The organism is Aeromonas sp. HMWF014, from assembly GCF_963878295.1.
Classification (GTDB): domain Bacteria; phylum Pseudomonadota; class Gammaproteobacteria; order Enterobacterales; family Aeromonadaceae; genus Aeromonas; species Aeromonas popoffii.
This window is the reverse complement of sequence record NZ_CAWNYS010000326.1, coordinates 1-13,957: the sequence shown is the minus strand read 5'-3', so window position 1 is coordinate 13,957 and position 13,957 is coordinate 1. Positions and strand designations below refer to the sequence as shown.

Here is a 13,957-nt window from a genome sequence, read left to right as displayed (position 1 = left end):
TCACACATCAGAAGGATCGGTCAATGGATCCTTAACTGATCGGCATTAGGGCCTGATGGCCCTGTTTTTATTTCGTGAGTATCTGGTCGGCCTTGCCTTGGTTACCCTTGTCTATGTTATGTTGCCGCCACAGCCACAGTAGGGAGAGCAGATAGTGAAACTGTTGAACGACCTGTTTACCAACAACCGCGAGTGGGCGGAACGGATCAAGGCCGAAGACCCGAATTTCTTCGCTACCCTCTCCGCCCAGCAGGCCCCTGAATACCTCTGGATCGGTTGCTCCGACAGCCGGGTTCCCGCCAACCAGCTGATGGGTTTGCTGCCGGGGGATGTTTTCGTCCACCGCAACGTTGCCAATCTGGTGGTGCACACCGACTTCAACTGCCTCTCGGTGCTGCAATACGCGGTCGAGGTGCTCAAGGTGAAACACATCATCATCTGCGGTCACTATGGCTGTGGCGGCGTCAAGGCGGCGATGCAGAATCAGGAGCTGGGGCTCATCGACAACTGGTTGCGCAATATCAAGGATGTCTATTTCAAGTATGGTGAACAGCTGGATGCCATCGAAGATGAGCATGAGCGTTTCGATTACCTGTGCGAGCTGAACGTGGCCGAGCAGGTAGCCAACGTCTGCCACACCACCATCATCCAGAATGCATGGCGCAAGGGGCAGGAGCTGGCGGTGCACGGCTGGATCTATGGCATCAAGGATGGTCTGTTGCACGATCTGGATCTCTGCATCAGCGGGCCGGAGCAGATCCCCGATGTTTATCGCGCCTGGCCGGACATGCGTCCGCCCCACCGCCGTCGCTGAGGAACCTGCCGTTGGCACCAGCCCTTTATCTCCAGATCAAGCAGCACATCCTGGACGGGATCCGCGAACGCCGCTATCAGGCGGGGGACCGGATCCCGACCGAGGCCGCGCTGTGCGAGCAGTTCACCGTGAGCCGGATGACGGTCAACAAGGCGCTGCGCGAGCTGGTGGCCGAGGGTTGGCTGGTGCGCACCGCTGGCTCTGGCAGCTTTGTGGCGGACAGGCGCACCGAGTCGCCTTTGCTGGCCATTCGCAACATAGCCGACGAGATCGCCGAGCGCGGCAGCCAGTACAGCGCCCGGGTGATCCGGCTGCAACGCCAGGCCGCCGACGAGAAGGTGGCGGTCCAGCTCGGGCTGAGAGTCGGTGCTGCCATCTTCCACAGTCTCATCGTCCATCAGGCAGATGGGGAGCCGCTGCAACTGGAGGAGCGCTTTGTCGATGCCGAGCGTCTGCCCGGTTATGGCGAGCAGGATTTCACTCAACAGACCCCGAATCGCTACCTGATGGACGTCTGTCCTCTCTCCGAGATGGAGCATGTGGTAGAGGCCGTGTTACCGAGCGCCGGTGAAGCCGGTCTGCTGCAGGTGCGGGTCGATACCCCTTGCCTGTTGCTGCACCGCCGTACCTGGTCGGAAGGTTATCTGGTCTCCTATGCCCGCCTGCTCTCGCCGGGTTCTCGCTACAAGCTGAGCTCCAAGACCAGTCTCAGTTGATTGTATATACATATCTTTTTAATGGAGCCCACCTCATGGTGGGCTTTTTTGTGCTTAACATCTAATTACAGCGCTGTTATCAAGATGTGAATTTGATCCTTTCTTTCCTGACAAAGATCGGATATAAATTAATGTATATACATTTAGAGGTCGGTATGAACAAGGAACTGTTGAACTGCGAGCGGGTCTGGCTCAACGTGACACCCGCCACCCTGCGCCCCGATCTGGCGGACTACGGTCTGCTGGAACCCCACGCCCTCGGCGTTCATGAAGGCAAGATCCACGCCCTGGTGCCCATGCAGGATCTCAAAGGCCCTTATCCCGCCCACTGGCAGGACATGAAGGGCAAGTTGGTGACGCCCGGCCTCATCGACTGTCACACCCATCTCATCTTCGCCGGCAGCCGGGCCGAAGAGTTTGAGCTGCGCCAGAAAGGGGTGCCCTATGCCGAGATCGCCCGCAAGGGCGGCGGCATTCTCAGTACGGTGCGGGCCACCCGTGCCGCCAGCGAGGAGCAGCTGTTCACGTTGGCGGCAGCCAGGATCAGGTCGCTGATCCGGGAAGGGGTCACCACAGTGGAGATCAAGTCCGGCTACGGCCTCACTCTGGATGATGAGCTCAAGATGTTGCGGGTTGCCCGCCGACTGGGGGAGGTGCTGCCCATTCGGGTCAAGACCACACTGCTGGCTGCCCATGCGGTGCCGCCTGAATATCGTGACGATCCTGACTCCTGGGTCGAGACCATCTGCCAGGAGATCATCCCGGCGGCGGCCGAGGCAGGCTTGGCCGATGCGGTGGACGTCTTCTGCGAGCACATCGGCTTCTCGCTGGCCCAGACCGAGCAGGTTTATCTGGCCGCGGATCAATACGGTCTGGCGGTGAAGGGCCACATGGAGCAGCTCTCCAATCTGGGGGGCAGTGCGCTGGCCGCCAACTTTGGCGCCCTGTCGGTGGATCATCTGGAGCATCTGGATCAGGAAGGGATCCAGGCGCTGGCCCACCGCGGCGTGGTCGCCACCCTGCTGCCCACCGCATTTTATTTCCTGAAAGAGACCAAATTGCCCCCTGTTGCAGCCCTGCGCAAGGCCCATGTGCCCATGGCGGTCTCCTCCGACATCAACCCGGGCACTGCCCCCATTGTGTCGCTGCGCATGGCCATGAACATGGCCTGTACCCTGTTCGGTCTGACCCCGGTCGAGGCCATGGTCGGGGTGACCCGCAACGCCGCCCGCGCGCTCGGCGAGCAGGAGCGTCTGGGGCAGTTGAGAGTCGGCATGTTGGCGGATTTCCTGGTCTGGAACTGCGCGCACCCGGCCGAACTCAGTTACCTCATTGGCGTCGATCAGCTGGTGAGCCGTATCGTCAACGGCGAGGAGACGCTGCATGGATAAGTTCAGCCAGCCCCATATGTCGGTTTGGCAGGGGCGTCAGGATCCGGAAGATGGCGAACTTGCCCTGCGTTGGCACGACAGGGTGCAGGCTTGGCCGCTGATCGGAACAGCCGAACCCGGCGTCGCTCTGGTGGGCTTTGCCTGCGATGAGGGGGTGCGCCGCAACAAGGGGCGCGTGGGGGCAGCCGGTGCACCGCTGGCGATCCGCAAGCTGCTGGCCAACAGTGCCTGGCATCTGAGCAAACCTGTCTATGATACCGGCGATGTGGGCTGCGACGACGGCGATCTCGATGCCGCTCATGCCCGCCTGGCCGAGCGGGTGGCAAGCCTGCTGGATGAAGGCCACTTCCCGCTGGTGTTGGGGGGCGGCCATGAGGTGGCGTTCGGCAGCTGGAGCGGTCTCAACCGTCATCTGGCTGGCCAGGGCCGGGTTGGCATCATCAACTTCGATGCCCACTTCGATCTGCGCATGAAGCAAGATCAGGCCAGCTCAGGTACTCCCTTCTTCCAGATCGCCGAGCAGTGCGCTGCCCAAGGCACGCCGTTTCACTACGCCTGTCTCGGGGTGGCCGAGACCGCCAACACCCAGGCCCTGTTTGCCCGGGCCGATGAGCTGAGGGTCTGGTATGCGCTGGATGAGGCCATGACCCTGGCCGAATTGCCCGAGCTTCTGAACGGGCTGGATGGCTTTATCGCCCGCTGCGATCACCTCTATCTGACCATCGATCTCGACGTCTTGCCCGGCGCAGTGATGCCGGGGGTGAGCGCCCCCGCCGCTCGCGGCGTCGAGCTGGCGGTCATCGAACCCCTGATCGCCCATATCCGGGCCAGCGGCAAGCTGCGGCTCGCCGATTTGGCCGAGTACAACCCGAACCTGGATCAGGATAACCGCAGCGCCCGCGTGGCCGCCCGGCTGGTCCATCAGTTAACCAAGTAGCTGCCTGCCGAAGGCAGGTCGCCATGCTGCTGCATTGATAAAACAAGGAGTGTGTATGTCTGAGCAACACCTGGATCCCCGTCAGGATCCGAGCCGGGTCATCCGATCCCCCCGTGGTACCGCGCTGACCGCGAAAAGCTGGCTCACAGAAGCGCCGTTGCGGATGCTGATGAACAACCTGGATCCGGAAGTCGCCGAGCATCCCCAATCCCTGGTGGTGTATGGCGGTATCGGCCGCGCCGCCCGCAACTGGGCCTGCTACGACAAGATTGTCGAGGTGCTGACCCGGCTCGAGGAAGACGAGACCCTGCTGGTGCAATCGGGCAAGCCGGTCGGTGTGTTCCAGACCCACAAGGATGCGCCTCGGGTGCTGATCGCCAACTCAAATCTGGTGCCGCACTGGGCCAACTGGGAACACTTCAACGAGCTCGATAAGAAGGGCTTGATGATGTATGGCCAGATGACGGCGGGCTCCTGGATCTACATAGGCACCCAGGGAATCGTGCAGGGCACCTACGAGACCTTCTTCGCAGTGGCGAACCAGCATTTCAACGGCGAGCCTGCGGGCCGCTGGATCCTGACCGGTGGTCTGGGTGGCATGGGCGGCGCCCAACCGCTGGCCGCCACCATGGCCGGTTTCTCGATGATCGCCGTCGAGTGCGACGAGACTCGCATCGATTTTCGCCTCAAGACCCGCTACGTGGACAAGAAGGCCCACAGCCTGGATGAGGCGCTGGCCATGGTCGAGGAGGCCAAACAGGGCGGCACTGCCGTCTCGGTCGGCCTGCTCGGCAACGCCGCCGATGTCTTTGCCGAGCTGGTGGCCCGTGGCATAACCCCGGATGTGGTCACCGACCAGACCTCCGCTCACGATCCGATCCACGGCTACCTGCCCCAGGGCTGGAGCGTCGCTCAGTGGCGCGAGTTGCAAAAATCCGCGCCCCAGGAGGTTAACCAGGCGGCCCGCCACTCCATGGCGCGCCAGGTGGAAGCCATGTTGACCCTGCAATCCCGTGGCGCTGCCACGCTTGATTACGGCAACAACATTCGCCAGATGGCGCTGGAGGAGGGGGTCAAGAATGCGTTCGACTTCCCCGGCTTCGTGCCTGCCTACATTCGCCCGCTGTTCTGCGAGGGGATTGGCCCCTTCCGCTGGGTGGCGCTCTCCGGCGATCCGGAAGACATCTACAAGACGGATCAGAAGGTCAAAGAGTTGATCCCGGACGATCCACACTTGCACAACTGGCTCGACATGGCCCGCGAGCGCATCGCCTTCCAGGGCCTGCCAGCACGGATCTGCTGGGTCGGGGTCAAGGATCGGGTACGTCTGGGCCTGGCGTTTAACGAGATGGTGAAAAATGGTGAGCTGAAGGCGCCCGTGGTCATTGGCCGCGACCACCTGGACTCCGGCTCGGTGGCGAGCCCGAACCGTGAAACCGAAGCCATGATGGATGGATCCGATGCCGTTTCCGACTGGCCGCTGCTCAACGCCCTGCTCAATACCGCCGGTGGTGCGACCTGGGTTTCCCTGCACCACGGTGGTGGTGTGGGTATGGGCTTCTCCCAGCACTCGGGCGTGGTGATCGTCTGTGATGGCACAGAGGATGCCGCCAGGCGTGTTGGCCGCGTGCTGCGCAACGATCCGGCTACCGGTGTGATGCGCCATGCGGATGCGGGTTACGAGATTGCGATTAACTGTGCCCATGAGGCGAAACTGGATCTGCCGATGCTGACCGCAGCGGACAAAGGGGCTAAATAAGATGTTTGAACTCAATCTGTTACCGGGCAAGCTTTGCCTCAACACCCTGCGTCGTGTCAGCCGCGAGCCGGTTCATATCAGCCTGGCTCCGGCCGCCCTGCCGGGGATCCACGCCTCCGCAGCCGTGGTCACCAAGGTGATCGAGCAGAACCGCGTGGTGTACGGCATCAACACCGGCTTTGGCCTGCTGGCCAACACCCGCATCCCGGTGGAGCAGCTCGACGAATTGCAGCGCTCCATCGTGCTCTCCCACGCGGCTGGCATCGGCACTTACATGGATGACGCCACAGTGCGGCTGATGATGGTGCTCAAGGTCAACTCCCTGGCGCGGGGCTTCTCCGGCATCCGCTTGACGGTGCTTGAGGCGCTGATGGCGCTCATCAACGCCGAAGTCTATCCGGTAGTGCCGAAGAAGGGCTCCGTCGGCGCCTCCGGCGATCTGGCACCGCTGGCCCACATGAGCTGTCTGCTGATCGGGGAGGGCAAAGCCCGCCACAAGGGCGAGTTGATGGACGCCGCCACGGCGCTGAAGATCGCGGGTCTCGAGCCTATCGCTCTGGCACCGAAGGAGGGACTGGCGCTGCTCAACGGCACCCAGGCCAGCACGGCGTTTGCGCTGGAAGGCCTGTTCCATGCCGAGGATCTGTTCGCCGGCGCTATCACTATCGGCGCCATGAGCGTGGAGGCGGCGCTGGGCAGTCGTCGTCCGTTCGATGCCCGCATCCATGAGGTGCGTGGTCAGCGCGGTCAGATCGATGCGGCGGCTTGCTATCGTCACCTGCTGGTGGATGGCAGCGAGATCGGCATGTCTCATCACAGCTGCGAGAAGGTGCAGGACCCCTACTCGTTGCGCTGCCAGCCCCAGGTGATGGGGGCCTGTCTGGCCCAGATCCGCCACGCCGCCGAGGTGCTAGTGTGCGAGGCCAATGCGGTTTCCGACAACCCGCTGGTGTTTGCCGAGGATGAGGAGATCCTCTCCGGCGGTAACTTCCACGCCGAGCCCGTGGCCTTCGCCGCCGACAACCTGGCACTGGCCATCGCCGAAATCGGGTCGCTGTCTGAGCGCCGCATGGCGCTGCTGATCGACTCCCGCATGTCGGGCCTGCCCGCCTTCCTGGTCAACAACGGCGGCGTCAACTCCGGCTTTATGATTGCTCAGGTCACCTCGGCGGCGCTCGCCTCCGAGAACAAGAGCCTGGCTCATCCCGCCTCGGTGGACAGCTTGCCCACCTCCGCCAACCCGGAGGATCACGTCTCCATGGCCACCTTCGCCGCTCGCCGGCTGGCGGACATGGCGGAGAACACCCGCGGCATTCTGGCAGTCGAACTGCTGGCGGCGGCTCAGGGGCTCGATTTTCGGGCGCCGCTGCGTAGTACCGAGCTTATCGAACTGGCCAAGGGACGGCTGCGGGCAGAGGTGAGCTTCTACGACAAGGACAGGTATTTTTCGCCGGATATCGAAGCGGCTGCCGCCCTGCTGGGCCGTGCCAGCTACAACGACCTGATCCCGGCCGGGGTGCTGCCCAGCCTGTAAGGGGTTATCCACCCATAACAAAAGACCGCCCAATCGGGCGGTCTTTGCGTTTCTGACATTGGTTGAACGCGGTTATTCGTGCTCGAACATCAGGAACAGATAGACCACGAACAGCACCAGATGGGTGGCGCCATGCAGCACATTGGTGCGACCGCTGCTGAAGGTCACTTTACAGACCATGAGAGTGGTGAAGAGCAGCACCATGTCGGCGGCGGAAAGGCCGAGGCGCACCTCCTGATCCAGCATGGAACCGATAAAGAGCACAGCGGGTACGGTGAGAGCTATGGTGGCCAGCACCGAGCCGAAGTAGAGGTTCATGGCGCGCTGCAACTGGTTGTTGAAGGCCGCCTTGAGGGCGCCCACCGCTTCCGGCGCCAGCACGATACAGGCCACGATAAAGCCGCCCAGTGCGGCGGGTGCTTCCATGACATGCACCCCGTAGTTGATGGGGATGGCCAGGGTCTTGGCCAGCAGGATCACCACCACCAGGTAGGCGAGCAGCAGGAGGGTGTGGTAGACATTGCTCTGCAGCGGGCCGTGGTACTCTTCGTAATCCTCGTGATCGCTGTCGACGAAGAAGTGGCTGTGGCTGCGGGTCTGGATCAGCAGAAAGACGCCATAGAGCAGGATCGAGACGATGATCAGCATCCATGACATGGCGCTCGACATGCTGCCGACCGTGCCGCCCCGGGTGAAGTTGGGCAGCACCAGACAGAGCAGCGCCAGCGGTATGATGGCCACCAGATAGGATTTGACCCCGTCCAGATTGAAGCTCTGGGTGTGGTAGCGCCAGCCGCCAAACAGCAGAGTGAAGCCCACCAGACCCGTGCTCACCAGCATCACCACCGCAAACGTGGTATCGCGGGCCATGGTGGGGTTGGGCTCGCCGGTGAGCATGACGGAGGAGATCATCACCACTTCCAGCGAGATGACCGAGAGGGTCAGGATCAGGGTGCCGAAGGGCTCGCCCAGCTTGATGGCGAGGGCGTCAGAGTGGCGTACCACCGAGAAGATGGCCCAGGTGACGATGGCCAGCAGCCCGGCCGATACCGGAAGATAGATCCCGAGCGGAGTGGCCTCTGTCAGCAGGTTGCTCCCCAGGGTCTTGAAAAAGAGCAGGGTCAGCAGGCCAACGGGCAGGGCAATCTCTTGCCGGATAAATGACTTCATAGGGCAATGGTTCTCATCTCGGGGCGGCTGGGGCCGACGGGGTATGGAGGCAAAACGGCGACGCCACGGGGGTGGCGAGCCCGCTAATGATAAAGGGAGTTGTACTGCCTGGGGAAAATCATTTTGTTGCAAGATGTAATCTGCCGCGCCTGCTCGGTCGGGCCGGGATATAGATAGGTATCTGTCCGGTTACTGCGTAGCATGGGGTCATGCCAGTCGAATTCATGCTTCTGTGGGTCTGGCGGCATCTTGACCAGGGACTCCCATGTCTGTTGTACGTCTGCGTTATCACACCATAGAGTTTGGCGAACTCGACATTCACCTCTGCACGTTGCGCGACAACCAGCAGTTCTCTGATGACGAAGGGGAGGCAGAGGCGCTTGGCATCTCCTCGGCGTTCTGGCCGCTGTTTGGCATCGTTTGGGATTCTGGCAATGTGCTGGCCCATCTGATGGTGGAGCACGAGGTGGCGGATCTGCGGATCCTGGAGGTGGGGTGCGGCATAGCCCTGGCAAGTCTGGTGCTCAACCACAGGCTGGCGGACATCACGGCCACCGATTATCACCCTGAGGCGGGGGCCTTTCTGGCGGCCAATGTGCTGCTCAACAAGGGGGCGATCATCCCCTTTATCCGTACCGGTTGGGAAGACGCTGTCACCGAACTGGGGCGTTTCGATCTCATCATCGGCAGTGATCTGCTCTATGAGCGCGGCCAGGTCGAGACGCTGGCCGGCTTTATCGAACAACACGCCAAGTCCCACTGCGAGGTGATCCTGGTGGATCCGGGCCGTGGCCAGCAGGGCCGTTTCAGCAAGCTGATGATGAGCCTGGGCTATACACACAGCCAGCATAAGCCGTTGGATGTGAGCTATCTGAGCCAGCCTTTTCGCGGTCAGATACTGCAATACCGGCGTTAACCTTCCCCGGCATGGTGTTGTTGCCACGCCAACAGCCAAATCTGTAGTTGGGCAAGGGCCATGGGCCTGGCATACACATAGCCCTGGATGAGATGCACGCCGTGCTGGCGCAGATAATCGACCTGTTCCCCGGTTTCGACCCCCTCGGCAATCATCTCCATGCCGGATTCGTGGCCGAAGGCGATGATGGAGTCCAGCAGCGTTCGTTTGAGGTCGTCTGTGCCTATGGTGTCGACGAACATCTTGTCGATCTTGATCTGGCGGATACCGAGTCGCTGCAGGTAGGCGAAGCCCCCATAGCCGGTGCCAAAATCATCCAGCTTGAAGTGATAGCCCCGCTGCTGCAGTGCCGTGATCTCGCCGATTGCCGCCTTGATATCGGTGATCGGTTTGCGCTCGGTCAGTTCGAAGGTGAGCCGGGTCGGTGAGGGCCAGCCGTGTCGCTGCAACAGGGTGCGCAGATGGGGTTGCTCTATGTGAGCGGCCACTATGTTGACGCTGACCCACTGCGCCGGTGCCAGCCGGGGAAGATCCGTCATGATCCGCTCCAGCAGCTGTTCCGTCATCGGCAGGATCAGCCCCTGCTCCTCCGCATAGTCGATGAAGGCACCAGGTGGCACCATCTCGCGCTCCCGCTGCCACCGCAGCAGTGCCTCGAAGCCAACCACTTGCTGACTGCGGTTATCCACTATGGGCTGATAGAAGGGGACAAACTCCCGCCGGGCCAGCCCGGCTTGCAGCAGTCCCTTGAGAGATCGCCGATAGCTGCGCAGCCCCCAGTAGGCGGCGACCAGCAGGGAACCCAGCGCGGCGCCATACCAGAGCCCATAGTACCGTGCCTGCTGCCGGGCATAGTGCTCCAGCGCCTTGCCCGCCCATAACGTCTGCCTTATCTGATTTTCGGACTCAAGAAAGCTCAAACTCTGGTTGCCCTCTTCCTGTTTGATGGTTTTGTCACCTCGGGGGAAGAGCGGGGTAGCGTGGTCCCCATTTTGTTGGCTGAATTCAAGGTAGAAACAGTCGGCACAGGGGGTTTGTAGTAGCGTATGGCTCCAGCTGTTGTTCAGCACCCAGTAGGCGGTATTGCCATTCTGTCGGAAGTAGGCGATCAGCTCCTGTTCGGTATTGAACTGTGCGGGGGTGGCGGCCACCCCGTATTGCTCCTGCCCGGAATAGGGTGGCAGTGCGGTCGTGGTAAAGGGGACGGGGAGCCCCAGGCTGGAGCAGCTCGCCCCGGAGGCTAGGATGAGGCCTTGCAGGCGAATATGGAGGTTATAGAAGCGGGGACCCCGCAGCAGCGCCATGTCCTCAGGTCCGCAGTCGAAGGCGAACTGGGCCAGCTGTGTGCTGATACTCTCATCCAGCGCCAGGTGTCGTTCCACCAGTGCGGCTTCTATTTCCTCCCGTTTCTGTTGCAACATATGGCGTGCCAGCGGCTTGCCGAGCAATTGGCTGAGGGGCAGGCTCGCCAGCACGGGCAGGCAGAACAGCAGCAGACTGATCCAGAGAGGGGGAATTTTTCGCAAGGTACACCTGCCTGATGTGGAGATGGGATGCATATGAAAGGCAATATCATAGTGCATTAGCTACATCGATTTGAGCTGCTCATTCCTTACTCGCAACGAAAAATCATAACAACATGATAAATAAAGACTTTGTTAAATCAGTTGATGAAGATTCAATCGCTTACCTGTCATAAGTGACAATTGTCCAGCTTATCTGAAGCGGCTACAGTAGCCGTGCGGTTTGACTCACCGTGTGTTCAATACTCCTGTATCTGTTTTTTTGTCAGTAGCACAGAGTGTTAGTTTTGATATGAGTGTTTCTTTCGGTCCCCTTAGTGGGACCATTTTTCTGCCTGAAAATCCCTGATCCCGCCGCCCATCTCCCGTTTCCTGTCCCTGTGGCTATTTTTCATGGCCGGCTTGCCGTCAGGCTTGGTGTTCCTGTGCCCATTTGGTTATGCTCGCCCGCTGAATTCCAGAAGCGGGATCTTCGTCCATAGGCGCGCTTCGGCGTTGGCTGATACGATGAAGCCACATGGATGTTGTCGGGCATACGGAAAGGTACATGAAACTGACCACTCAGCTTGTCTCGTTTATTACCCTGTGCGTGATCGCCGCCATGGCCATGGTGCTGCTCGGCGGAGTATTCAGCTTTCGTGAGCTGGGCATGGAGCTGCAGCAGAAAAAGGTCAACTCTCTGGTCGAGATCATCGACAAGCAGCTGGAGGTGGCCGAGGACCACCAGGATCTCACCCGTTGGCTGCCAACCTTGTTGCGTTCGGCCCATGTGGTGGAGCTGGAGATCCGTCAGGGCAAGCAGCGGGTCTACTGGTTTCGCGATGTGCAGCAGCCGACCGACGAGAGCCTGCTGATCCCCTACAGCCAGCCCATCTCCCATCAGACCGACATGCAGGCCGACTTCAAACTGGAGCGGCCGTTCAAGGAGTTTGAATACTCCATGCAGGCCATGTCCGGCATCTCCCTTGGCGTCTTCATCGTCATCTTCGGACTCTGGTACTCCATTCGCTGGCTGAGGCTGCAACTACGGGGTGCCGAGCTGCTGGCCGAGCGCGCCCAGCTGATCCTTGATAACAAGCTCACCAAGCTGGCGCACGATCCGGCCGATGAGTGGCCCGTCTCCGCCAGCCAGGCCATCGACTATCTGCTGGCCGAGCTGGCGGATGCCCGCAAGGAGCGCAGCCGTTTCGACAACTTCATTCGCAGCAACGCCTTTGTCGACAAGATGACCGGCATAGGCAACCGCCTGTTCTTCGACAACCGGCTGGAGAGCGCCATCATGGAGGCGAGCGTGATGAGCGGTGGCGTGCTGCTAATCGAGCTCGCCGGTCTGGAGGATCTGGACCCCGAGCTGAGCGGGCGCCAGAGCCAGGAGCTGCTGATGGAGGCGAGTGCCTCCATCGCCGCCTTCGTGCGCAAGCACAATGGCGCCCTGCAGGCCCGCTATGCCGGGCAGGTGTTTGCCGTGCTGTTGCCCAACATGTCCGAGAGCGAGATGGTGGACGGTGCGGGTCAGCTGCACAAGAGCCTGCAACGGCTGCACTGGCCCGAGGCGGTCAACGTCGAGACCGCCATCTACCTCGGCGCCGTCTGCTATCAGGCGCAGGATTCCCTGCTCAAGGTGCAGGAAGAGGCTGAGCTGGCGCTCAAGAGCGCGCGGCTGCAGGGTCACACCGGCTGGTTCCTCTACGAAAAGCAGTTGGATGAGGAGCAGAGCAGCAAGGGCACGGTACGCTGGCGCACCCTGATCGGTCGCCGCATCGAGGAGCATGGCATCGACTTCTACGTCCAGCCGGTGCAGCAGGAGCGGGATCAGGTGGTGTTGCAGCAGGACTTGCTGATCCGCATTCACGACGAGCAGGGGCGGGAGTTGCAGGCTGGTGTCTTCATGCCGATGGCCGAGAAGGCGGGGCTGCTGTTGCCACTGGATCGACTGGTGGCGGAGCAGACCCTGTGGCTGCTGCGTCAGCGCTCAGAGCAGAGCTGCCCCATCAGCCTGACTCTCTGTGCCCAGAGCCTGTTGCACCGCGAGTTCCAGCGCTGGCTCTTCTTCGATCTGTTCCAGCTGTCGCGCAGCACCAACGAACGGCTGATCCTGCAACTGTCGGAGGCCCAGGTGACCCGCCACTACGAGGCGCTCAAGCGGCCGTTGCGAGCGCTGCGCATGCTGGGTTGCCAGCTGGCCATCGATCATGCCGGCCAGGATGTGGTGAGCACCCAATACATCAAGGAGTTCGAGATCAACTTCCTCAAGCTCCATCCCAGTCTGGTTCGTGAGATCCACACCCGTCAGGTCAACCAGATGGCGGTGCGTAGCCTGGTGGGAGGCTGTGCCAATACCCGCACCCGGGTCATCGCCGTGGGGGTGGAGAGCGGCGACGAGTGGAAGATGCTGCGCCACCTCGGCGTCCACGCCGGGCAGGGGCCCTGGTTTGCCGAGCCGGAGCAGTTAGTGATGGAACCCGCCGGCGCCTGATATCGGTGACCGCAGGGGCGCCCTCAGATCCGGCCTTGCTCTTTCAAACCCGCGAGTCCCTGCATGCCCCCCGTGTGGATGAAGACTATCTGGCTGCCGCGGGGGATGCGCCCGGCGGCCAGTTCGCGAAACAGACCCCACATTGCCTTGCCGCTGTAGATGGGCTCAAGCGGCAGGCCTGTCTGCGCACTGAAGGCTTGCACCCACTGCCAGAGTCCCGGGCTGAATTTGGCATAGCCGCCATCATGGTGATCCAGCGCTATCTGCCAGCCAGGGGTGGTGGCCGCGGCCGGGTGAAGGCGCCGTACCTCGTCGGCGATGAAGCTTGCCCCTTTCAGTACCGCGATGGCGAGGATCCGTTCTTGTTCCCGTTTGCCGGCGATGAGGCCAGCCAGGGTGCCGCCGCTGGCGCAGGGCAACACCCAGAGATCCGGTGAGAAGGGCACCTCGCCGACCAGCTCGGCTACCCCGGGAATGGCGAGCGGGCTGCTGCCTCCTTCCGGCACTATCAGGCTATCTGGCGCCGCGAACTGGGCCAGCCAGTCCGGATCCTGCCGTCGCCGGTAACTCTGGCGGTCGACAAAAATGAGATCCATGCCCCATCCCTTTGCCGCGCTCAAGGTTGAGTTGCTGACGGCCTCTGGTTCACCGCGTATGATGCCGGTAGTTCTCAGGCCGGATTGGTCCCCTGTTGCTGCCAGTGCATGGATGTGGTTGGAGT

The 13,957-nt window shown here is 61.5% G+C and carries 11 protein-coding genes; 8 read left to right on the top strand and 3 right to left on the bottom strand.

Annotated features, from left to right (window positions below; translation table 11 throughout):
* Positions 1-154 precede the first annotated feature (154 nt).
* The 6 genes from can to hutH all read left to right on the top strand — a co-directional run bounded on the left by can (position 155) and on the right by hutH (position 7,151).
* Positions 155-814, top strand: a complete 660-nt coding sequence (can, locus tag AAC083_RS13895; RefSeq protein WP_042037997.1) for a carbonate dehydratase — start codon at positions 155-157, stop codon at positions 812-814.
* Positions 815-825: 11 nt separating this feature from the next.
* On the top strand, positions 826-1,530 hold the full coding sequence (gene hutC, locus AAC083_RS13890) for a histidine utilization repressor (RefSeq protein WP_042037996.1): 705 nt from the start codon (positions 826-828) through the stop codon (positions 1,528-1,530).
* A 155-nt stretch (positions 1,531-1,685) separates the two neighbouring features.
* Positions 1,686-2,921 carry an imidazolonepropionase gene (hutI, locus tag AAC083_RS13885; protein WP_181364753.1) on the top strand — a complete coding sequence of 412 codons (1,236 nt, stop codon included), beginning with the start codon at positions 1,686-1,688 and terminating at the stop codon, positions 2,919-2,921.
* Positions 2,914-3,858, top strand: coding sequence for a formimidoylglutamase (gene hutG, locus AAC083_RS13880; RefSeq protein ID WP_108536901.1), 945 nt, complete (start codon positions 2,914-2,916; stop codon positions 3,856-3,858). Before hutI ends, hutG begins: the two co-directional genes overlap by 8 nt.
* A gap of 55 nt (positions 3,859-3,913) precedes the next feature.
* A complete protein-coding gene (hutU, locus tag AAC083_RS13875) occupies positions 3,914-5,617 on the top strand; it encodes a urocanate hydratase (protein WP_108536900.1) in 1,704 nt (567 codons plus the stop codon).
* A gap of 1 nt (position 5,618) precedes the next feature.
* Positions 5,619-7,151, top strand: coding sequence for a histidine ammonia-lyase (hutH, locus tag AAC083_RS13870; RefSeq protein WP_108536899.1), 1,533 nt, complete (start codon positions 5,619-5,621; stop codon positions 7,149-7,151).
* 72 nt (positions 7,152-7,223) lie between these two features.
* Here hutH and AAC083_RS13865 read toward each other — a convergent pair whose 3' ends face one another.
* Positions 7,224-8,321 carry a calcium:proton antiporter gene (locus tag AAC083_RS13865; RefSeq protein ID WP_108536898.1) on the bottom strand — a complete coding sequence of 366 codons (1,098 nt, stop codon included), beginning with the start codon at positions 8,319-8,321 and terminating at the stop codon, positions 7,224-7,226.
* A gap of 265 nt (positions 8,322-8,586) precedes the next feature.
* Here AAC083_RS13865 and AAC083_RS13860 point away from each other — a divergent pair, with 265 nt between their 5' ends.
* Positions 8,587-9,237 (top strand): class I SAM-dependent methyltransferase, encoded by a 651-nt coding sequence (locus AAC083_RS13860; RefSeq protein WP_042037988.1) that lies wholly within the window; start codon positions 8,587-8,589, stop codon positions 9,235-9,237.
* Here AAC083_RS13860 and AAC083_RS13855 read toward each other — a convergent pair.
* On the bottom strand, positions 9,234-10,763 hold the full coding sequence (locus AAC083_RS13855; RefSeq protein ID WP_181364752.1) for an EAL domain-containing protein: 1,530 nt from the start codon (positions 10,761-10,763) through the stop codon (positions 9,234-9,236). The two genes, AAC083_RS13860 and AAC083_RS13855, sit on opposite strands and share 4 nt — an antisense overlap.
* Before the next feature lie 544 nt (positions 10,764-11,307).
* On the opposite strand from AAC083_RS13855, the gene AAC083_RS13850 reads away from it, so the two are divergent.
* Positions 11,308-13,236: an EAL domain-containing protein gene (locus AAC083_RS13850; RefSeq protein ID WP_181364751.1), complete on the top strand. Its 1,929-nt coding sequence runs from the start codon at positions 11,308-11,310 to the stop codon at positions 13,234-13,236.
* 23 nt (positions 13,237-13,259) lie between these two features.
* Here the strand turns inward: AAC083_RS13850 and AAC083_RS13845 are convergent.
* A partial coding sequence (locus AAC083_RS13845; protein WP_108536896.1) for a 1-aminocyclopropane-1-carboxylate deaminase/D-cysteine desulfhydrase occupies positions 13,260-13,957 on the bottom strand: 698 nt, incomplete at its 5' end.